Origin of the sequence: Neisseria benedictiae (assembly GCF_958267435.1) — a bacterium.
In the GTDB taxonomy this organism is placed as follows: Bacteria; Pseudomonadota; Gammaproteobacteria; order Burkholderiales; family Neisseriaceae; genus Neisseria; species Neisseria bergeri.
Genome location: NZ_CATQFV010000058.1, coordinates 62,356 through 83,212 on the forward strand (window position 1 = coordinate 62,356; position 20,857 = coordinate 83,212).

General features: G+C 50.7%; 20 protein-coding genes and 1 pseudogene. 13 read left to right on the forward strand and 8 right to left on the reverse strand.

Features of this window, described 5'->3' with window-relative positions; translation table 11 throughout:
* Positions 1 to 377 precede the first annotated feature (377 nt).
* From Q3O12_RS06810 to Q3O12_RS06835, 6 genes and pseudogenes are all read left to right on the forward strand, one after another.
* Positions 378 to 968, forward strand: coding sequence for an aminodeoxychorismate/anthranilate synthase component II (locus tag Q3O12_RS06810; RefSeq protein WP_301669815.1), 591 nt, complete (start codon positions 378 to 380; stop codon positions 966 to 968).
* A 72-nt stretch (positions 969 to 1,040) separates the two neighbouring features.
* Positions 1,041 to 2,069: an anthranilate phosphoribosyltransferase gene (gene trpD, locus Q3O12_RS06815; RefSeq protein ID WP_301669816.1), complete on the forward strand. Its 1,029-nt coding sequence runs from the start codon at positions 1,041 to 1,043 to the stop codon at positions 2,067 to 2,069.
* 202 nt (positions 2,070 to 2,271) lie between these two features.
* Positions 2,272 to 2,763, forward strand: coding sequence for a contact-dependent growth inhibition system immunity protein (locus Q3O12_RS06820; RefSeq protein WP_301669817.1), 492 nt, complete (start codon positions 2,272 to 2,274; stop codon positions 2,761 to 2,763).
* A gap of 71 nt (positions 2,764 to 2,834) precedes the next feature.
* Complete coding sequence (locus Q3O12_RS06825) at positions 2,835 to 3,299, forward strand: hypothetical protein (protein WP_301669818.1); 465 nt, start codon at positions 2,835 to 2,837, stop codon at positions 3,297 to 3,299.
* Positions 3,300 to 3,494: 195 nt separating this feature from the next.
* Positions 3,495 to 4,466 (forward strand): annotated as a pseudogene (locus Q3O12_RS06830) (two-partner secretion domain-containing protein); the annotation flags it as partial.
* Positions 4,442 to 4,927 (forward strand): immunity 42 family protein, encoded by a 486-nt coding sequence (locus Q3O12_RS06835; protein WP_239991679.1) that lies wholly within the window; start codon positions 4,442 to 4,444, stop codon positions 4,925 to 4,927. The pseudogene Q3O12_RS06830 and the gene Q3O12_RS06835, both read left to right, overlap by 25 nt.
* A 300-nt stretch (positions 4,928 to 5,227) precedes the next feature.
* Here the strand turns inward: Q3O12_RS06835 and glyA are convergent, their stop codons facing one another.
* Positions 5,228 to 6,478, reverse strand: coding sequence for a serine hydroxymethyltransferase (gene glyA, locus Q3O12_RS06840; protein ID WP_301669820.1), 1,251 nt, complete (start codon positions 6,476 to 6,478; stop codon positions 5,228 to 5,230).
* Positions 6,479 to 6,688: 210 nt separating this feature from the next.
* On the opposite strand from glyA, the gene Q3O12_RS06845 reads away from it, so the two are divergent.
* Positions 6,689 to 6,907, forward strand: a complete 219-nt coding sequence (locus tag Q3O12_RS06845) for an HP1242/YdcH family protein (RefSeq protein ID WP_301669821.1) — start codon at positions 6,689 to 6,691, stop codon at positions 6,905 to 6,907.
* 159 nt (positions 6,908 to 7,066) lie between these two features.
* Here the strand turns inward: Q3O12_RS06845 and Q3O12_RS06850 are convergent, their stop codons facing one another.
* Positions 7,067 to 8,041: a class 1 fructose-bisphosphatase gene (locus Q3O12_RS06850; protein ID WP_301669822.1), complete on the reverse strand. Its 975-nt coding sequence runs from the start codon at positions 8,039 to 8,041 to the stop codon at positions 7,067 to 7,069.
* Between the two features lie 22 nt (positions 8,042 to 8,063).
* Here Q3O12_RS06850 and Q3O12_RS06855 point away from each other — a divergent pair, with 22 nt between their 5' ends.
* On the forward strand, positions 8,064 to 8,219 hold the full coding sequence (locus tag Q3O12_RS06855; RefSeq protein WP_180301391.1) for a hypothetical protein: 156 nt from the start codon (positions 8,064 to 8,066) through the stop codon (positions 8,217 to 8,219).
* 81 nt (positions 8,220 to 8,300) lie between these two features.
* Here Q3O12_RS06855 and Q3O12_RS06860 read toward each other — a convergent pair whose 3' ends face one another.
* Complete coding sequence (locus Q3O12_RS06860; protein ID WP_101116593.1) at positions 8,301 to 9,146, reverse strand: 23S rRNA (adenine(2030)-N(6))-methyltransferase RlmJ; 846 nt, start codon at positions 9,144 to 9,146, stop codon at positions 8,301 to 8,303.
* Positions 9,147 to 9,223: 77 nt separating this feature from the next.
* Entirely contained in the window at positions 9,224 to 9,826 is a 603-nt protein-coding gene (plsY, locus tag Q3O12_RS06865; protein WP_002245020.1) for a glycerol-3-phosphate 1-O-acyltransferase PlsY, read from the reverse strand.
* Between the two features lie 55 nt (positions 9,827 to 9,881).
* Here plsY and Q3O12_RS06870 point away from each other — a divergent pair, with 55 nt between their 5' ends.
* Positions 9,882 to 10,238, forward strand: a complete 357-nt coding sequence (locus tag Q3O12_RS06870) for a dihydroneopterin aldolase (RefSeq protein WP_002251344.1) — start codon at positions 9,882 to 9,884, stop codon at positions 10,236 to 10,238.
* Between the two features lie 33 nt (positions 10,239 to 10,271).
* The gene (locus Q3O12_RS06875) at positions 10,272 to 10,808 is read left to right on the forward strand and encodes an NUDIX hydrolase (protein WP_014575349.1); all 537 of its coding nucleotides are present in this window, start codon (positions 10,272 to 10,274) and stop codon (positions 10,806 to 10,808) included.
* Between the two features lie 503 nt (positions 10,809 to 11,311).
* On the opposite strand, the gene Q3O12_RS06880 is transcribed toward Q3O12_RS06875, so the two are convergent.
* Positions 11,312 to 11,671, reverse strand: a complete 360-nt coding sequence (locus Q3O12_RS06880; protein WP_003754830.1) for a fluoride efflux transporter CrcB — start codon at positions 11,669 to 11,671, stop codon at positions 11,312 to 11,314.
* Between the two features lie 28 nt (positions 11,672 to 11,699).
* Entirely contained in the window at positions 11,700 to 12,380 is a 681-nt protein-coding gene (locus Q3O12_RS06885) for an energy-coupling factor ABC transporter permease (protein ID WP_301669823.1), read from the reverse strand.
* 164 nt (positions 12,381 to 12,544) lie between these two features.
* Here Q3O12_RS06885 and Q3O12_RS06890 point away from each other — a divergent pair, with 164 nt between their 5' ends.
* Positions 12,545 to 15,577: a DNA translocase FtsK gene (locus Q3O12_RS06890; RefSeq protein WP_301669824.1), complete on the forward strand. Its 3,033-nt coding sequence runs from the start codon at positions 12,545 to 12,547 to the stop codon at positions 15,575 to 15,577.
* Positions 15,578 to 15,648: 71 nt separating this feature from the next.
* Here Q3O12_RS06890 and Q3O12_RS06895 read toward each other — a convergent pair whose 3' ends face one another.
* Together Q3O12_RS06895 and proB are read right to left on the reverse strand one after the other, a co-directional pair.
* Positions 15,649 to 16,911, reverse strand: coding sequence for a glutamate-5-semialdehyde dehydrogenase (locus tag Q3O12_RS06895; protein ID WP_301669825.1), 1,263 nt, complete (start codon positions 16,909 to 16,911; stop codon positions 15,649 to 15,651).
* Between the two features lie 12 nt (positions 16,912 to 16,923).
* Positions 16,924 to 18,033, reverse strand: a complete 1,110-nt coding sequence (gene proB / locus Q3O12_RS06900; protein WP_014581087.1) for a glutamate 5-kinase — start codon at positions 18,031 to 18,033, stop codon at positions 16,924 to 16,926.
* Positions 18,034 to 18,271: 238 nt separating this feature from the next.
* Here proB and Q3O12_RS06905 point away from each other — a divergent pair, with 238 nt between their 5' ends.
* Together Q3O12_RS06905 and Q3O12_RS06910 are read left to right on the forward strand one after the other, a co-directional pair.
* Positions 18,272 to 20,065 carry a 2-isopropylmalate synthase gene (locus tag Q3O12_RS06905; RefSeq protein WP_301669826.1) on the forward strand — a complete coding sequence of 598 codons (1,794 nt, stop codon included), beginning with the start codon at positions 18,272 to 18,274 and terminating at the stop codon, positions 20,063 to 20,065.
* A gap of 97 nt (positions 20,066 to 20,162) precedes the next feature.
* Positions 20,163 to 20,825, forward strand: coding sequence for a YecA/YgfB family protein (locus tag Q3O12_RS06910; protein ID WP_039853955.1), 663 nt, complete (start codon positions 20,163 to 20,165; stop codon positions 20,823 to 20,825).
* The last annotated feature ends 32 nt before the right edge of the window (positions 20,826 to 20,857 follow it).

Sequence of the window (20,857 nt, forward strand, 5' to 3'; positions counted from 1 at the left end):
ATTATATAACATTACATTCTTTATATCATAAGATTTTGAGAACACTCAGAGGGCATAGGCAAAAGTTTTTCAAATGACACGGTTGTGATATTTAATGGCGTTAATTTGTATTAACCCTAATTTTAGGGAAGTTAATGATGTGAACACGAACGCCGCTATATTTGGCTATCGGATAACCAAAATTTATGAGTGCATAAAAACGGTACGTTCCCGAACGATCGAAAAGGTGGCAAAATGGCGTACTCGTCAGAACGCGAGGCTCTGCGCCAGATTCACGAGGGCGCATCGGGCACGCTAAGATATAAGGGGGTATGGATGAGGGTATTGGAAATGCAGTTAATAATAAACAAATTATAAATCAATAGGTTAATCACAAAATGCTTTTGTTTATCGACAATTACGACAGTTTTACTTACAACATCGTCCAGTATTTCGCAGAATTGGGGCAGGAAGTCGCCGTGCGCCGCAACGATGATATTACGTTGGAGGAAATCGAGGCATTGAATCCGCAATATCTCGTTATCGGTCCTGGTCCGTGTTCGCCCAAAGAAGCGGGGATTTCCGTGGCGGCGATGCGCCATTTTGCCGGCAGGCTGCCGATTATGGGCGTCTGCCTCGGGCATCAGACGATAGGCGAGGCGTTCGGCGGCAGGATAGTCCGCGCCAAAACGCTGATGCACGGCAAGGTGTCGCCCGTGTCCCATTCGGGCAAGGGTATGTTTAAAGGTTTGACCAATCCGGTTACCTGTACGCGTTATCACAGCCTCGTTATCGATCGGGATAATTTGTCCGATTGTTTGGAAATCACGGCTTGGACTGACGACGGCGAGATTATGGGCGTGCGCCATAAGGAATATGCCGTCGAGGGCGTGCAGTTCCACCCCGAAGCCCTCTTGACCGAACACGGATATGATATGTTAAACAATTTTTTAATCGAATTTCAAAACTTCAAACCGCAAAAAATCTGACGTGATGCCGTCTGAAGGCTTCAGACGGCATTTTTGCCGTTTTCTGTTTGAATGTAAATTAAGGACAAAAAAATGATTACACCGCAACAGGCCATCGAACGATTAATCAGCAATAATGAGTTGTTTTACGATGAAATGACCGACTTGATGCGTCAGATTATGAGCGGACAGGTTCCGCCGGAGCAGATAGCGGCCATTTTGACAGGATTGCGTATCAAGGTTGAAACCGTTTCCGAAATTACCGCGGCTGCAGCCGTCATGCGCGAGTTTGCGACAAAAGTGCCGCTGGAGAATGTAGAGGGGCTGGTTGATATCGTCGGTACGGGAGGGGATGGTGCCAAAACCTTCAATATTTCGACGACTTCGATGTTTGTTGCCGCAGCGGCAGGCGCAAAGGTTGCCAAACACGGAGGCCGGTCGGTCTCTTCCTCCAGCGGTGCGGCTGACGTGATGGAGCAAATGGGCGCAAACCTCAACCTGACTCCCGAACAGATTGCCCAAAGTATCAGCCAGACCGGTATAGGGTTTATGTTCGCACCCAATCACCACAGTGCCATGCGCTATGTCGCCCCGGTACGACGTTCGCTCGGTTTCCGAAGTATTTTCAATATATTGGGCCCATTGACCAATCCTGCGGGCGCGCCAAACCAACTTTTGGGCGTGTTCCATACCGATTTGTGCGGCATTTTGTCGCGGGTCTTGCAACAACTTGGTTCCAAACACGTTTTGGTTGTTTGCGGGGAGGGCGGTTTGGATGAAATTACACTGACGGGCAAAACGCGCGTTGCCGAACTCAAAGACGGAAAAATCAGCGAATACGACATCCACCCCGAAGATTTCGGTATCGAAACCCGCCGCAATTTGGATGAAATCAAAGTTGCCGATACTCGGGAATCTTTGTTGAAAATGAACGAGGTGCTGGAAGGAAGAGAAGGGGCGGCACGCGATATCGTATTGCTTAATACCGCCGCCGCCCTATATGCCGGAAATATCGCGGCTTCGCTTTCAGACGGCATATCTGCCGCACGGGAAGCCATTGATTCAGGCAGGGCGAAGGCGAAAAAAGAGGAATTTGTCGGGTTTACGCGGCAATTCGCCTAAGCAGGCAGAATGAATATAAAGCAACAAATGCCGTCTGAAAATTTCAGACGGCATTTGTGTTTCAGGGTTAAAAGAATGGAGAGGGCAATTTATTTATATAAAAACTTTTGGGGCTGTAAAGGAGCAAAGATTGCAGTTGCAATGTGTGGTAGAGTATGGCAAAAGTCAAAACATTACAGTCAAAATTACGGAGATCGAATAAATGACTTTCAATCAAGAACAAGATTATTGGGCTGGCTATAAGGCAAATGAAAGAGCCTTGATTATTCAAACATGGTCAGGATTTGGGCGATATGCTCCAGACCACCTATATCCCCCCCATATCCTGCCATTGGATACCAACAATGAAATTTTAGGCACGACGGTCTTGCAAGCGTTGGCAAACAGCAGGACGTTAGACAACGAAGCTGAACGTATTGATTTTTTAAAACAGGAAAGTTTTAAACCACGTTATGAGGATTGGGTTGCCAAGCTATGCGGGAACTTGGGCTATAAAACCAAACGCGCCCTATTTAAAAACATGATGAGCGTGGATATTTGGCTGCACAACGGCTGCCTGAAAATCAGCCCGAGCCGCCATGTCAAGCTGGAAGCGTGGGATGCCATTGATGCAGAGGATGTAATTTTATCATTGGATAACAGCCCTGAAGAAATCGGAGCAGGTTTAAAGTTGGCATTGAGCCGCTGCCGATAATATTTGACAAAAAGCCGTCTGAAAGCCGGGAATTGGTTTCATTAGATAATAAATATAGGAGTAAATAAAAAATGGCAATTTGGAATTATCGGTACTACCTCATACCATCAGCCGCTATCAGAAATAAATTTAATGCAAATAAAGATATTATACTTGATGAGTATCGATCTAATAATTTTCAGAATTTTAATGAGAATAAAAGTTTTGAAAATTACTTTATCGATAATGATGTTATATTATTATCAATAATAAATGAAGCAAAAAAACAGCTTAAATTGAAAGAGTCTTGGGATAAAGACGCAATCATGTTTTGTGATAATTTTGGTAATAGTCTTACCGTTTGGCCAGATGATATAGAGTGTGAACTTGATTTAAGATTTGATTATACTAAATTTATTCAGAAAACCATTGATTGGGCAATAAAATATAATTGTCTACTTGTAATAGGAAAAACAGGAAATGTAGTTTCCCCTAATATAAATGATCTAATGTATGAAATAAAAGCATATTTGGAAAGCAAGCCGTGGCCCATATGAAATCTAAACTCAACAAGTAGCATGTGTGCAGAACGCGCACGCATGCGGTTCTCAGGGTTTAAGCCAAAAGGCCGTCTGAAACAACAAAAATACGTTTTCAGACGGCCTTTCTTTTAACAAATCGCCACAGTAATCAGACAAAAGCAACCTACATCACCTTATAAATTGAAACTGTCCAATCAACCGTAGTTCGGCAAATATGCCGAAGCCCTCAAGCGCGAAGTTGAAAAACGCGAAGGCAGAAAAATCAGCAACCAAGAAGCGGAAATGAGAATCCGCAGGCAAATACTGCGCTGGGTGGACAAAGACTCCCAAGACGACTATACCGACCAAAGCGTCATATCCCTTATCGGAATGAAAGGCGAAGACAAAGCCTTGGGTTATACTTGGGACTACCGCGACTACGGCGCAAGAAATCCGCAAGCCTATAATGATCCGAAACTGTTTGAGGAATACCGCCGACAGGACAAACCCGAATACCGCACCCTGAGCTGGCTGCACAGCGGGACAAAAGACACCAAAATCAGGCAGGAAGAGCGGAAAAACGAAGAGCTTGCACTGAACGTTGCCGACATCCTAACGACGGGATTGGCCATAACGAACCCGAGGGTAAATGCAGCGGTTCGTGCAGGCATCCGTAACCTGAAAACTATCAAGCCGACCGTTACCGGCAGCGATCCCTTATTGGCAGGTGCGGGGAATATCCGTATCCCTGCAAACGGCAATGTTGCGAAGGGGGACAGGATTCCGGATACGGCATTGGCGTCGAAGAGTCATCAAAAGAATGATTTGGGAGCATCTAAAGGGCAGGTGGGTAGGTCTTCTGTACCTGTACCTGAAACTGTAGAAATTAAGTTTGATAATAAAGTTGTTACTTATAAATCGAACTCAAAACACACTCCAGGTGGCTCAGGTTGGAATCCAAAAGCCGGAAAAGAACCGAAGAATTCACTTGACTTATTTATAAAGTCTAAACCAATACCATCATCTCCAACAGTTCGATTTTCAAAAGACGAATATGGAAATATTCATCGATTTTCAGGGGATCCTAATAATCAATGGCACTGGAATGGAAGTACAGGTGATGCCAATAATCCATTAAAACTAAACAATAAGGTTAAGTTTGATTTAAGAAATTTAGGTTGGAAAGAAAAGGTTTTAAAATGATTTTTGGAAATAAACTAGATTTTTTCGTACAAACAGACATATTAATTAGAGATGGAGATTATTGCATGGGTCCCCTTGTATTCTGGATTGATGATAAAGCATATCCAGGGGAGGGGGCCGTGTTAACGTTAAACAGTGAAATAATGACTTTAAAAGATAATTTAGATAAGGCGTTACGTAAAAAGTTTCCTGGAAGTAATTTTTCATTGCATGATATTGATTTTGAAAAAGAAGAGGAAAGTGAAGAAAATATCATGTATTGTTATCTTTCGGAGCTGGGGGATTATGGTTTAAGAATGATGTGTGAGATTGTAGAGGATAAATTTAGGCTGTTTTATTCTCTGCATGAAGGGTCTTTTAAGTTGAAGGAAATTTCTTTGCAATATTATAGAAATATAATAGTTGAGTTATTCAAATTTATTTCAGTCCAATCAGCAAACCATCGCCCATATGAAATCTAAACTCAACAAGTAGCATATGTGCGGAACGCATGTATGCGCTTCTCAAGGTTTGAGCTAAGAGCGGTCTGAAAACCGTGAACCCGTTTCAGATGGCCTTTATTTAACGTTACCGAGCCAGCGGGTTACAAAGTGCAGTCAATGCCGCTGCGCCCTATGCCTCCGAAGCAATAGGCAGGACATTTGGACACGGTGAAAACAAAAACGAAATCGTCCAAACTGTCGGACACTTCCTTTTAATAGCTTGGATTTTAAGTAAATGCCGTCTGAAAAGTTTCAGACGGCATCGGTTTTTAAAAAGGCTTACGCGCCGTAAACGGGGTATTTGTCGCAGAGGGCGGTAATCTGTTTGCGAACGTTTTCCAGATTCGCTTCGTCGTCGGGATTTGCTAATACGTCGGCAACCAAGTTCGCCAATACGCGTGCGTCGGCTTCGTTAAAGCCGCGTGTGGTCATGGCGGCGGAGCCGATGCGGATGCCGGAGGTAACGAATGGTTTTTCCGGATCATTCGGGATGGCGTTTTTGTTGACGGTGATGTGCGCTTTACCTAAAGCGGCTTCGGCGGCTTTGCCGGTGATTTTCATCGGTTGCAGATCGACGAGGAAAACGTGGCTTTCGGTACGGCCGGAAACGATGCGCAAACCGCGTTTCACCAGTTCTTCCGCCATAGCGGCTGCGTTGGTTTTCACTTGTTTCGCGTATTGTTTGAACTCGGGTTGCAACGCTTCTTTAAACGCTACGGCTTTGGCGGCGATAACGTGCATCAGCGGACCGCCTTGCAGGCTTGGGAAGATGGAAGAGTTCAACGCTTTTTCGTGGGTATTGTCACGACACAAAATCACGCCGCCGCGAGGGCCGCGCAGGGTTTTGTGGGTGGTGGTGGTGACGAAGTCGCAGAATGGCACGGGATTGGGATATTCGCCGCCAGCAATCAGACCGGCGTAATGCGCCATATCGACAAAGAGGTATGCGCCGACTTTATCGGCGATTTCGCGGAATTTTGCCCAGTCGATTTGCAATGCGTAGGCAGATGCGCCCGCCACAATCATTTTGGGTTTGTGTTCAAGCGCCAGGCGTTCGACTTCGGCATAATCGAGCACTTCGTTTTCATCCAAACCATATGTAACGGCATTGTAGAGTTTGCCGGAAATATTAACGCTTGCGCCGTGAGTCAGGTGGCCGCCGTGCGCCAGAGACATACCCAAAATGGTGTCGCCGGGTTTTAAAACGGAAGCGTACACGGCTTGGTTGGCTTGGGAGCCGGAGTGGGGTTGGACGTTGGCGTATTGCGCGCCGAACAGTTCTTTTACGCGGTCGATTGCCAATTGTTCGACAATATCGACGTATTCGCAGCCGCCGTAGTAGCGTTTGCCGGGATAGCCTTCGGCGTATTTGTTGGTCAATTGCGAACCTTGCGCTTCCATTACGGCGCAACTGACGTAGTTTTCGGAAGCAATCAGCTCGACGTGGTCTTGCTGCCGACGGTCTTCTTGGGCAATGGCGGCTGCTAAATCGGGGTCGTATTGTGCGAGGGTAACGCTTTTTGAAAACATGTTCTCGGCTCCTTTGTGTAATCAGGGTATAAGGGCTGAAAATTTATGCGTAAAGCGTGATATTGTCAACGTTTTTATCAACCGGACGGCGGTGTTAAAAGAAAATTTTGCCGTATCCGATAAAATACTGGATAAAAATATTATCTTTGTTATAATTAATGTAAAGATTCAGTTTGCTTTTTAACCCGTTAATGAAGAGAGGAGAGCAATATGTTCCCAGAATACCGTGATTTGATTTCCAAATTGAAACAGGAAGATTCCCACTTCGCCCGTCTGTTTGACGAACACAACGAGCTGGACGACAAAATCGCCGGTCTGGTCAACAATCCGGTTACCAGCGGCGCGGAAACCATCGATGAGCTGAAAAAAGCCAAATTGAAATTGAAAGACGAACTTTATGCCATCCTGCAAAAAGCGGCGGGCAAATAAATTCGGGCTTTAAATTTTAAAATGCCGTCTGAAAACTTTTCAGACGGCATTTTTTCCGTCCGGAAAGGAGGTTTTCTATCTTTCTAAGGCTGTGTACGAAATATCGGCGGCAGCGTCGGATGCACGCTGCCGCCTTTCTTTATCGGTTAGGCAGCCTGTTTATTTTGAATGCAGGCGGTTGAGGTAATCCACTTCTTCGCGGCTGCCCATAATGACGGCGACGCGCTGGTGCAGGCTTTCGGGACGGATGCCGAGTATGTCCTGACGGGCGTTGCTTGCCGATGCGCCCGCCTGTTCGAGTATCAGGGCCATGGGGTTGGCTTCGTACATCAGGCGCAGTTTGCCGGGTTTGGCGGGGTCGCGTTTGTCTTGCGGATACATGAACACGCCGCCGCGCATCAGTATGCGGTGGATTTCGGCAACCATACTGGCTACCCAGCGCATATTGTAGTTTTTGCCGCGCGTGCCGGTTTCACCTGCCAAGAGTTCGTCTATGTATTGTTGGACGGGGGGCAGCCAGTGGCGGCGGTTGGACATATTGATGGCAAATTCTTTGGTACTTTCGGGTACTTTCGGGTTTTCTTTGGTCAGCACAAATTCGTTTTCGGCATTGAGCGTGAACATATATACGCCGTGTCCGAATGTGAATACGAGCTGGGTTTGAGGCCCGTAAAGAACGTAACCAGCGGCAAGCTGCTGTCTGCCCGTTTGAAGGAATGATTCGGTTGCTAATGCGCCTTCGGGTTTTTCAAGGATGGAGAAAATCGTACCGACGGAAATGTTGACATCAATATTGGACGATCCGTCTAAAGGGTCGAATAGGACGAGATAGCGTCCATTTTCACCGGCACTTACGAAAGTGTCTTCTTCCTCGCTTGCCAAACCGGCAACGGCAGGGTTGGCTTTGAGTGTGTCAATCATAATGTTGTTGGCGATAACATCCAGTTTTTTCTGGTCTTCGCCCTGAATATTGCCCGTGCCCGCCATACCCAATACGCCGGCCAGTGCGCCGAGGCGGACTTTGGCGTTGATTTCGGTGCAGGCGGAAACGACGGACAGCAAAACGCCGCCGAGTGCTTCGGGCAGTTGGTTTTGTTGCAGGTGTTTGGGGAGGAATCGGGTCAGTGTGTTCATAGTTTGCTCGTTTCGGAAAGGTTTGTGCCGTCTGAAAGGCGGCAGGCTGTTGCGGGGCGTTCCTTGCGGGACGGAATTGATTGGCGCGTTCCGCAGGATATTGCGTGGGATTGTAGTGGAAAAAAACGGCGCGGGGCAAGTCGGAACGCTGTATGCGGATGGGGATATTTATTCTTAAAAGTGCCGACTGCCGGTATATCGTCCGGTTTTGTTTATTTGACGGGAGATGTTGTCTGAAGGGTTTCAGACGGCATCGGGGTCAGCGGATTTTGCTGTCCAACAGGTAGCGCGCACCTTCGTCTTGCGCCAGCAGCCGCGTCAGGGCGGGGAGGTTTGCCGCCAATTGTTCCGCCAACAGATAGGGCGGATTGATGACGAACATTCCGCTGCCGTGCATACCGAAACCGTCGGTTTTCGGCGCGTGGACGTGCAGTTCGGCGTGAAGATAGTTGTCGGGAACGAGTTTTTTCAATTCTTCCGGCAGCTTGCGGCTTTCTTCGCGGCTGAGGCAGGGATACCAGATGAGATAACAGCCGGACTTAAACCGTTTTAAAGCGGCTTTCAGCGTTTCCGTTACACGCCGATAGTCCTGTTTTTCCTCGTAAGGCGGGTCGATGAGGACGGCGGCGCGTCGCGGCGGAGGCGGCAGCAGGGAAATCAGCCCTTTGTAACCGTCTTCGCGCAACACTTGTCCGCGTTTGCCCAATCCTGCTTCGCCCATATTGTTTTGCAGATGGACAAAGTCGGTGGGGTGCAGCTCAAACAGGCGTAATTTGTCGCCGACGCGGGTCAGCGATTGCGCCAGCCACGGAGAACCGCAGTAAAGTTTGGGCGAGGGCAGGATTTTTTGTATGTGCGCGGCAAGGTCAGACAGTTCGGCAGGCAGGTTTTGCGCCTGTTGGAGCAGGGCGATGCCTTGCCGGTATTCGCCGACTTTTTGCGCTTCGCTGCCTTCGAGATTGTACAAACCCGCGCCGCCGTGCGTGTCGATGTACCAGTAGGGCTTGTCTTTGCGGTTGAAATATTGCAGCACTAAAAACAAGGTGAAGTGTTTGAGCATATCGGCGTGGTTGCCGGCGTGGAATGCGTGTCTGTAACTGAGCATGGTCAATAAAACGGCGGGATATTCGGATGCCGTCTGAAGCGGTGGTTCAGACGGCATAAACAGGGATGGATGGGAAATCAGCGGCTGCTGCCGATTTTGCTTTCTTTGCCTTTAATCAGGTTGAGGATGTTGCTCTTATGGCGGAGCAACACCAATATGGCGATTGCGAGGGTTGCGAAAATCCAAGAAGTATGCGGCATAAAAAACAGTGCGGCAAGGGGGGCGGCGATTGTGGCGGTTAATGCGGCAAGAGAGGATACTTTGAAGCCGAATGCCATAACAAGCCAAATCAGCGCACAGGTAAAGGCGGTTGTGGGAGAAAGTGCCAGAAGCACACCCAATGCCGTTGCTACACCTTTGCCGCCTTTAAATCCGAAAAACACCGGCCACATATGCCCGACCAGCGCGGCGAGTGCGACGGCAGCGATTGCGCTGTCGGATAAACCGAGCGGTTCTTGAAGCACGCGTGCAAGCAAAACGGCAACCAAACCTTTAGCGGCATCGCCCAAGAGCGTCAGCGCGGCCGCCTTTTTTTTGCCGCTGCGTAAAACATTGGTTGCCCCCGGATTGCCCGATCCGTAGGTACGCGGGTCGTCCATGCCGTAATACTTGGAAACGATGACGGCGAAAGACAGTGAACCGATTAAATAGGAAACGGCGACGGCCGGTATGTTGAACATTTGCGGTACTTTACTTAGAATGGTGCGGTTATTTTAGCAAAAAACGGGGCGGATTATGGATAAAATCTTTTTGCACGGCATCAAGGCGGATACGCTTATCGGCGTGTACGGCTGGGAGCGCGAACGGTTGCAGACCCTGATTGTCGATTTGGACATCGGCATTCCCGAGAAAGCGGGTTCGGACGACGATATTGCCAATACGGTGCATTATGCCGAGGTATGCGAAACGCTGCGCCGACATCTGAAAGAACAGGATTTCCTGCTTTTGGAAGCGTTGGCGGAATATATTGCCGATTTGGTTTTGGGATATTTCGGCGCGGTGTGGGTGCGCGTGAAAATCGTCAAGCCGGGTATTTTGGAAGGCGTGCGCGAGGTTGGAGTGGAAATCGAGCGCGGCAAGCGTGAAGATTGAACGGCAGAATAGGAAACGGAAAGGAGATATGAAGTGGATTTGAGGGAAGTAAAATTAGGCGGCGAAACCATTTACGAGGGCGGTTTCGTCAGCATCAGCAAGGATAAGGTCAGGCTGCCCAACGGTAACGAAGGGCAGCGTATCGTCATCCGTCATCCGGGCGCGGCGTGCGTGTTGGCGGTAACGGATGAGGAAAAGGTCGTTTTGGTGCGGCAGTGGCGGTATGCGGCAAATCAGGCGACATTGGAACTTCCTGCGGGCAAGCTGGATGTGGCGGGCGAGGATATGGCGGCATGCGCTTTACGAGAACTGGCTGAAGAAACGCCTTATACCGCTGACAGCGTGCGCCTGCTGTACAGTTTTTATACGGCGGTCGGTTTTTGCAATGAAAAAATGTATTTGTTTGAGGCGGAAGGCGTACGCTTGGGCAGTACGCTTGCCAATGACGAAGACGAGATTACGGAAACCGTATTGATGTCGAAAGAAGAAGTCCGTCAGGCATTGGCAAACGATGAAATTAAAGATGGCAAGACATTAATCGGTTTGCAATACTGGCTGATGAAGGATTGACAGGGTGTTGGAGCTGCCCGCCGGAGTAAGTCGGCGGGCATTTTGTTTGGCGGATGGGATATGCCTTTTCGGCTTGTCTCTGGGCGCGTCCTTTAAAGTTATTCGTGCTTTAGTAATAAGAGGGAAAAGGGTATGATAATTACCCAAACGAACATGATCATTTTTAAGAATGGTTAATAATGAATATCTTTGTTACTGATTTTTCTTACAGGTTTATTAGTTTATTGGTTCTGTCTTATATACCGTCAATTCATTCATCGGATGATGATATTGATTTTGGCAAAAGGGTTATGATGGTTACTTTTTTTGCATTTTTAGACGCAGCAATAGAGCGTTTTTTTTAATAAAAAGCCTTGGTAGGTTTATCCTACCAAGGCTTTTTCTCTGTTATAGACCTAACAGCTTAATTTAAATTTGAGAACGGTAATTGGCACAGCCAGTATTTAAACAAGCGAAGCTAATTTATAGATTATGTCAAAACCAAGGGAAGCAATTTTTTGCGGTTATTTGACTGCCGTCCCTATCTTCAGCCCGAGCCAAGTCAGCAGCAGCGAACCCGCCGTATGTAGGAAAATATTGGCAAGTGCTGAAGCGGGACGATTCGATTGGAGCAGGGTTACGGTTTCCAGTGAAAATCCGGAAAGCGTGGTCAGGCTGCCGAGAAAACCGGTAATCAGCAGCAGCTTCCATTGTGGGTGGTTGACGGTTTCGGCAAAGATTCCGATAAGAAAAGCACCTATCCAGTTGGCAAACAGGTTGCCTGTGGCCGGAGGTATTGATGCGGGAACGGCGAGGTTGAGCAGCCAACGCGCCGTTGCACCGAGTGCTGCACCGATGGAAAGGGGGATGATGTTGGAAAGCATGGTTTTGCCTGTCTATGCCGTCTGAAGGCTACCGCCATATGCCGCGGTCGGACTTCAGATAGCGGTTGTCGTCGAAAGTGTTGATCCAATGGGGCTTCAGTGCAACAAATATGGCAGTTGAAATGCCGCTGAGGAAGGCTTCCGCCCACGCCAGCAGAATAAAGACGGGCAGGGCGGTCGTCCACAATATTTCGGACGGAAAAGCGTTTGCGGCATCCAAAATACCGGTCAGCACCAGCCCGGTCAGCAGAATGCCGGCGGCGGAAGCGAGAAAGCCGTTGACGAAAATAAAGATGAAAATATTGGGCGGCAGGCGGTTGACCAGCATACGCGACAGGCGGTTGACGACAAGCGCGGGCAGAATCAGCACCAAAGCGTTCGGCGGATATGCGCCGACAGAACCGGCAAACAGCAGGCAGTAGGGCAGCATCAGCAGCGCGGCAAGCCAAAGGGCGGCGGAAGTGTCCACCATCAGTGCAACCAGATTGACGGCGAGCAGGTGGTAGTTCATCTGTGCAAGCTGTCCGCCGCCGGCAGAGGCGTTCAGACACCATGCTGCGGAAAAAATTACGGTACACAGTGGAAGGGCGGAACGGTAGCGGGCAAGCGAGCGGAATGCGGACGGCGCGGAAGCTGCCAGTATCAGGATAAGGACAATCCACGAAACCGACAGTACCACATCTGAAAACCAGACTGTTTGGAAAATCATGGCAATGCCGCAAAGATTAAGGGAAGGGACGGCTATTATACTGTCGGCGGGGGCAAACCGAAAGCCGAATCGGTTTCGGCAGAATTGCCGGCCGGTTGTTTTTTTTGGGACGGAAACACGTTAAAATAAACCCATTTAATCGTTTGTCTTGCGGGAAACGGCATATGTTTTGGATAGTTTTGATCATTATTTTGTTGCTTGCGCTTGCCGGACTGTTTTTTGTCCGCGCACAATCCGAACGCGAGTGGATGCGCGAGGTTTCTGCGTGGCAGGAAAAGAAAGGGGAAAAACAGGCGGAGCTGCCTGAAATCAAAGACGGTATGCCCGATTTTCCCGAGTTTGCCCTGATGCTTTTCCATGCCGTCAAAACGGCAGTGTATTGGCTGTTTGTCAGTATCGTCCGTTTCTGCCGAAACTATCTGGCGCACGAATCCGAACCAGACAGGTCTGTGCCGCCTGCTTCTGCAAACCGTGCGGATGTTCCGACCGCATCCGACGGGTATTCAGACAGTGGAAACGGGACGGAAGAAGCGGAAACGGAAGCAGCAGAAACTGCGGAGGAAGAGGCTGCCGATACGGAAGACATTGCAACTGCCGTGATCGACAACCGCCGCATCCCATTCGACCGGAGTATTGCTGAAGGGTTGATGCCGTCTGAAAGCGAAACTTCGCCCGTCCGTCCGGTTTTTAAAGAAATCACTTTGGAAGAAGCAACACGTGCCTTAAACAGCGCGGCTTTAAGGGAAACGAAAAAACGCTATATCGATGCATTTGAGAAAAACGAAACAGCGGCTCCAAAAGTCCGCGTGTCCGATACCCCGATGGAAGGGCTGCAGATTATCGGTTTGGACGACCCTGTGCTTCAACGCACGTATTCCCGTATGTTCGATGCGGATAAAGAAGCGTTTTCCGAGTCTGCGGATTACGGATTTGAGCCGTATTTTGAGAAGCAGCATCCGTCTGCCTTTTCTGCAGTCAAAGCCGAAAATGCACGGAATGCGCCGTTCCGCCGTCATGCAGGGCAGGTGGAGGCAAAATCCCCGGATGTTTCCCAAGGGCAGTCCGTTTCAGACGGCACAGCCGTCCACGATGCCTGCCGCCGCGTTTCCGTCAATTTGAAAGAACCGAACAAGGCAACGGTTTCTGCGGAGGCGCGGGTTTCGCGCCTGATTCCGGAAAGTCGGACGGTTGTCGGGAAACGGGATGTCGAAATGCCGTCTGAAACCGAAAATGTTTTCACCGAAACTGTTTCGTCTGTGGGATACGGCGATCCGGTTTATGATGAAACTGCCGATATCCATATTGAAGAACCTGCCGCGCCCGATGCTTGGGTGGTCGAACCACCCGAAGTGCCGAAAGTTCCCATGCCCGCAATCGATATTCCGCCGCCGCCTCCCGTATCGGAAATCTACAACCGTACCTATGAACCGCCGTCAGGATTCGAGCAGGCGCAACGCAGCCGCATTGCCGAAACCGACCATCTTGCCGATGATGTTTTGAATGGAGGTTGGCAGGAGGAAACCGCCGCTATTGCAGATGACGGCAGTGAAGGTGTGGCAGAGCGGTCAAGCGGGCAATATCTGTCGGAAACCGAAGCGTTCGGGCATGACAGTCGGGCGGTTTGTCCGTTTGAAGATGTGCCGTCTGAACGCCCATCCTGCCGGGCATCGGATACGGAAGCGGATGAAGGGGCGTTTCAATCGGAAGAGACCGGTACGGTATCCGAACACCTGCCGACAACCGACCTGCTTCTGCCTCCGCTGTTCAATCCTGATGCGACGCAAACCGAAGAAGAACTGTTGGAAAACAGCATCACCATCGAAGAAAAATTGGCGGAGTTCAAAGTCAAGGTCAAGGTTGTCGATTCTTATTCCGGCCCCGTGATTACGCGTTATGAAATCGAACCCGATGTCGGCGTGCGCGGCAATTCCGTTCTGAATCTGGAAAAAGACTTGGCGCGTTCGCTCGGCGTGGCTTCCATCCGCGTTGTCGAAACCATCCCCGGCAAAACCTGTATGGGTTTGGAACTTCCGAACCCGAAACGCCAAATGATACGCCTGAGCGAAATCTTCAATTCGCCCGAGTTTGCCGAATCCAAATCCAAGCTGACGCTCGCGCTCGGTCAGGACATCACCGGACAGCCCGTCGTAACCGACTTGGGCAAAGCACCGCATTTATTGGTTGCCGGCACGACCGGTTCGGGCAAATCGGTGGGTGTCAACGCGATGATTCTGTCTATGCTTTTCAAAGCCGCGCCGGAAGACGTGCGTATGATTATGATCGATCCGAAAATGCTGGAATTGAGCATTTACGAAGGCATCCCGCACCTGCTCGCCCCTGTCGTTACCGATATGAAGCTGGCGGCAAACGCGCTGAACTGGTGTGTTAACGAAATGGAAAAACGCTACCGCCTGATGAGCTTTATGGGCGTGCGCAATCTTGCGGGCTTCAACCAAAAAATCGCCGAAGCCGCAGCAAGGGGGGAGAAAATCGGCAACCCGTTCAGCCTCACGCCCGACGATCCCGAACCTTTGGAAAAACTGCCGTTTATTGTGGTCGTGGTCGATGAGTTTGCCGATTTGATGATGACGGCAGGCAAGAAAATCGAAGAACTGATCGCCCGCCTCGCCCAAAAAGCCCGCGCGGCAGGCATCCATTTGATTCTTGCCACACAACGCCCCAGTGTCGATGTCATCACGGGTCTGATTAAGGCGAACATCCCGACGCGTATCGCGTTCCAAGTGTCCAGCAAAATCGACAGCCGCACGATTCTCGACCAAATGGGTGCGGAAAACCTGCTCGGTCAGGGCGATATGCTGTTCCTGCCGCCGGGTACGGCCTATCCGCAGCGCGTTCACGGCGCGTTTGCCTCGGATGAAGAGGTGCACCGCGTGGTCGAATATCTGAAACAGTTTGGCGAACCGGACTATGTTGACGATATTTTGAGCGGCGGTATGTCCGACGATTTGCCGGGAATCAGCCGGAGCGGTGACGACGAAACCGATCCGATGTACGATGAGGCCGTGTCCGTTGTTTTGAAAACGCGCAAAGCCAGCATTTCTGGCGTGCAGCGCGCATTGCGTATCGGCTACAACCGCGCCGCGCGGCTGATTGACCAGATGGAGGCGGAAGGCATCGTATCCGCGCCGGAACACAACGGCAACCGTACGATTCTCGTCCCCTTGGACAATGCTTGATTTTTTTGCAAATGGAAATGCCGTCTGAAGACTGTTTCAGACGGCATTTTTATCGGACGTTTGAATGCGGATTATTCCCTGACCTGCCCAACGCCCCGAATGATGTATTTATAGCTTGTCAGCTCTTTCAAACCCATCGGACCCCGGGCGTGGAGTTTTTGCGTGGAGATGCCCATTTCGCAACCCAAGCCGAATTCGCCGCCGTCGGTAAAGCGCGTGGACGCGTTGACATACACGGCGGCAGAATCGATATGGGTCGTGAAATAGTCCGCAGCGTGGCGGTTTTCGGTAACGATGCCGTCTGAATGGTGCGTGCCGTGCGTTTCGATGTGCCCGACCGCCTCTTCGACCGAAGCGACGGTTTTCACGGCGAGGATGTAGTCTAAAAACTCGGTATCGAAATCGTCTGCACCCGCCGCTTCGCCGCCGATATGCCGTGCCGCCTGCGGATCCAAACGGAAGCGGACGGGCGGCAGTCCGGCTTTTATACGGTCGCGAACCAACAGCCGTTCGAGCTTGGGCAGGAAGTCGGCAGCAATGTCTTCATGCACCAGCAGCACTTCCATCGAGTTGCACACGGACGGACGGCTGGTTTTGGCGTTGTACACGATACGGAGCGCCTTGTCCCAATCCGCGTCCTTGTCGATATAAATGTGGACGATGCCCGTCCCCGTTTCAATAACCGGCACGACGGCATTTTCAACCACCGCCCGTATCAGCCCCGCCCCGCCGCGCGGAATCAGCAGGTCTAGATAATCTTTCGCCCTCATCATTTCGTAACTGCCCTCACGCCCGGTGTCTTCGATGAGCTGTACGGCTTCGGGGGCGATGCGGGTTTGCGCCAACCCCGTTTTCAGGGCGGCAACGATGGCGCGTGCGGATTGGAATGCATCTTTGCCGCTGCGGAGTACGACCGCGCTGCCGCTTTTCAGTGCCAAAGCCGCCGCATCGGAAGTAACGTTCGGGCGGCTTTCGTAAATAATGCCGATAACGCCCATCGCCACGCGCTTTTTGACGATTTCCAAGCCGTTGGGCAGAGTCGAGGTTTCCAGTATTTCGCCCACGGGGTCGGGCAGCGCGGCAACCGCCCTGATGCCGTCCGCCATCGCGCAAATGCGTTTGCCGTCCAACAAAAGGCGGTCGGTCATGCTTTCGGGAATTTTGCCTGCCGCCGCTTCCAAATCCAAACGGTTTGCCGCCAAAATATCTGCCGCCGCCGCTTCCAGACTGTCCGCCATAGCAAGCAGCGCGCGGTTTTTTTCTTCCGTATCCGCCGTGTTGACGGATTTTTTTGCCGCTTTGGCAAGGGCAAGCTGTTTTTGTGTGTTTGACATGGGTTTCCTTTTCTAAAATTCGGTCAGAAGCAGGCGTATTTCGGGCGTGATGGAAATCCAATCGTCCCGATGGATGAACACGCCTTTCGCTTTGCGCGATTTGAGCAGGTCTTCGGCGGCGGCAGAGCCGAAAAGGACGCGCCCTTTGCCCAAAGGCTGTTTGGTTGCGTTGCTGTACACGGTTACGGTGTCCATACGGGAAAAATGCCCTTCGATTCCGGCAACGCCCGACATCAGCAGGCTCTTTCCCTGTTCGGACAAAGCGTGTTCCGCACCTTCGTCCACATAAACGCCGCCCCGGCTTTCGGAATAGAACGCCAGCCATTGCTTCTGCGTCCGCAAACCTTTGGCGCGGGGGACGAAAAACGAGCCGTCCGCCTGATTATCTGCCGCTTCGGCAAGCGCATCGGGTTTGAGCGAGGAACAGATATAGACCGGTACGCCGGACTCGGTCGCAATCGTCGCCGCTTTGATTTTGGTCAGCATACCGCCCGTGCCGTTTGACGAGCCCGCGCCGCCTGCCATTTCGATGATTTCATGGTTGATGTGTTCGATTCTGTCCAGCCGTACGGCATCGGGATTGCTGTTCGGGTTGCCCGTGTAAAGACCGTCTATGTCGGTCAGCAGCACCAAGAGGTCTGCCTGTATCATCGCCGCCACTTGCGCACTCAATGTGTCGTTGTCGCCGATTTTCAACTCCTCAACCGAAACCGTGTCGTTTTCATTAATAATGGGAATCGCGCGGCGTTGCAGCAGCACGGAAAGCGCGCCGCCGGCATTTTGGTAGCGGCGTTTGTCGGCAAAGTCGGTGCGGTTGAGCAGGATTTGCGCGGACACGATGCCGTCTGAAGACAGGTTTGCCGTATATTCTTCCATCAGCAGCCCCTGCCCGACGGCGGCGGAAGCCTGTTTGTCGGCGATTTTGGCCGGACGTTTTTTGAAACCCAGCGCACCGAACCCTGCCGCAACCGCGCCGGATGAAACCAAGACCAGCTCGTGTCCCGCATGATGCAATGCGGCAAGCTGGCGGGTAATGGTTTGGATTTTGCCGCGCGAGAGGCTGCCGTCCGAATGGGTAATCGAAGATGTGCCGACTTTAAATACGATTCTCTTGTATTTCATTGTTTCTGTTCTTTGCGTTTGTAGCGTTTGGTTTGTTGCTGTCGAATTTGCCCTGTTCTGCCGCAATTGTCAACAATTGCGCTGGGCCTGCAATAAAATAGACAAAATGTATAAAATTAATGAAATCTATGATGAGTTATTGAGATTTTTTCAAATTGATATTGCCGTTTTGTCTAAAATGCGTATAATCCTGTCCATATTTCTGCTGCGGGCAGATTGATTTTAGACAAGGACTACCATGCAATTAGATATAGACCGTCTGGTCGCCTATTTCGGCGGCGTGAACGCGCTTGCCGAAGCGTTGAAACGGCACGATCCCGAAAATGCCGCGACAACTGCCGCCATCTACAAATGGCGCACGCGCGGCTCGCTGCCTTTGGCGCAGCTGCAAAAATTGACTGCACTTGCCGAATCGCAAGGCAGGCCGCTGGATTTGAATGCTTTTTTACAAAAAAACGAATCTCTGGAGAGAACAGAAATGACACAGACCAACCGCGTAATTATTTTCGACACCACCATGCGCGACGGCGAGCAGTCGCCCGGTGCATCCATGACCAAAGAGGAGAAAATCCGCATTGCCCGCCAGTTGGAGAAAATGGGCGTGGATGTGATTGAGGCGGGTTTTGCCGCCGCCAGCCCGGGCGATTTCGAGTCGGTCAATGCGATTGCCAAAATCATCACCAAATCCACAGTCTGCTCGCTGGCGCGTGCCGTTGAAAACGATGTGCGTAAGGCAGGCGAAGCCGTTTCCCCCGCTCCGAAAAAACGCATCCATACCTTCATCGCCACCAGCCCCATCCACATGGAGCACAAACTGAAAATGAAGCCGCAGCAGGTCATCGATGCGGCGGTCAAAGCGGTCAAAATCGCCAAAGAATACACCGACGATGTGGAATTTTCCGCCGAAGACGCCGTGCGTTCGGATTTGGACTTCCTCGCCAAAATCTTTACGGCGGTTATCGAAGCGGGCGCGACCACCATCAATATTCCCGATACTGTCGGCTACTCCATCCCTTCCGTGTGGTACGAGCGTATCAGCAACATCATCAAAAGCGTGCCCAACGGCGACAAAGTAGTCTGGTCGACCCACTGTCACAACGACTTGGGTATGGCGGTTGCCAACTCGCTGGCCGCTGTTCAGGCAGGCGTGCGCCAGGTGGAATGCACCATCAACGGTTTGGGCGAACGCGCGGGTAATGCCAGCCTTGAAGAAATCGTGATGGCGTTGAAAGTGCGTCATGATTTGTTCGGCTTGGAAACCGGCATCGACACCACGCAAATCGTGCCGGTATCCAAACTGGTATCCACCATTACCGGCTATCCGATTCAGCCCAACAAGGCGGTGGTCGGTGCAAACGCCTTTGCACACGAATCAGGCATCCATCAGGACGGTGTGTTGAAACACCCCGAAACCTATGAAATCATGACTGCCGAATCGGTCGGCTGGTCAACCAACCGCCTGACTTTGGGCAAATTGTCCGGCCGCAGCGCGTTCCGCAGCAAACTGGCGGATTTGGGCATCGAGTTGGAAAGCGAAGAGGCGTTGAACGCGGCATTTGCACGCTTCAAAGAACTCGCCGACAAAAAACGCGAAATCTTCGATGAAGACCTGCACGCGCTGGTGTCGGACGAAATGGGCAATATGAATACCGAAAGCTACAAATTCATTTCCCAAAAAATCAGCACCGAAACCGGCGAAGAACCTCGCGCCGACATCGTGTTCAGCATCAAAGGCGAAGAAAAACGCGCTTCTGCCACCGGCTCTGGTCCTGTCGATGCGATTTTCAAAGCGATTGAGAGCGTGGCGCAAAGCGGCGCGACTTTACAGATTTATTCCGTCAACGCCGTAACGCAAGGTACGGAAAGCCAAGGCGAAACCAGCGTCCGTTTGGCGCGCGGCAACCGCGTCGTCAACGGACAAGGCGCGGATACCGATGTTTTGGTCGCCACTGCCAAAGCCTACCTCTCCGCCTTGAGCAAACTGGAATTTGGTTCTGCCAAACCGAAAGCGCAAGGCAGCGGTACGATTTAACGGTTGGGTGAAAGTTATGCCGTCTGAAGTAGAAAACGCTTCAGACGGCATATTGCGATTATAATTAGGTATTAAACCCATTTTAAAAGGTTAAATGATGGATTCCCAAAAATTTACCGAAGCGTCCAAACAGCGGTTGAGCGAATTGTTGGATGCCAAAAGCGAACAGGGCAATACCATGCGCTGTGACGAAGTTCAAGGTTTTATGATGGCCCTATTGAGCGGGCCGGACAAATTGGCGCCGCGCGATTGGCTGCCCGAAGTGTTGGGCGACGAGTCGCAATTTACAGCCAGCGAACGTTCTGAAATAGAACGTTTGGTTTTGACAATGGCGATGGATACGGTCGGTTCCATATCGGATAAAAAACTGCCCGATTTGTGGCTGTATGAAAACGAAGACGGCGGCAGCGATTTTTACACATGGTGCAATGCTTATCTTTATGGTTTGGATATTGTGCCGACCGATTGGTTTGAAGCCGTCGATGATGAAGAGTTTGAAGAGTTGTTTTATCCTATCATGGCATTGGGGGGTATTTACGACGAAGAGGACAACGGCTCCATCCGTCTGCAATTCACAGAAGGCGAGCTGGCGGAGCTGGAATCCGAGTTGCCTTATGCATTAGCGGATATCTACCGCTACTGGCAGGCAGTCATCAATAAACCGCAAACCGTCCGCAGGGAGGGAGAAAAAACAGGCAGGAATGATCCCTGTCCGTGCGGCAGCGGCAGAAAATACAAGGCGTGTTGCGGTAAGAATTGATGGTTCGAGCGGAATAAAATGCCGTCTGAAAC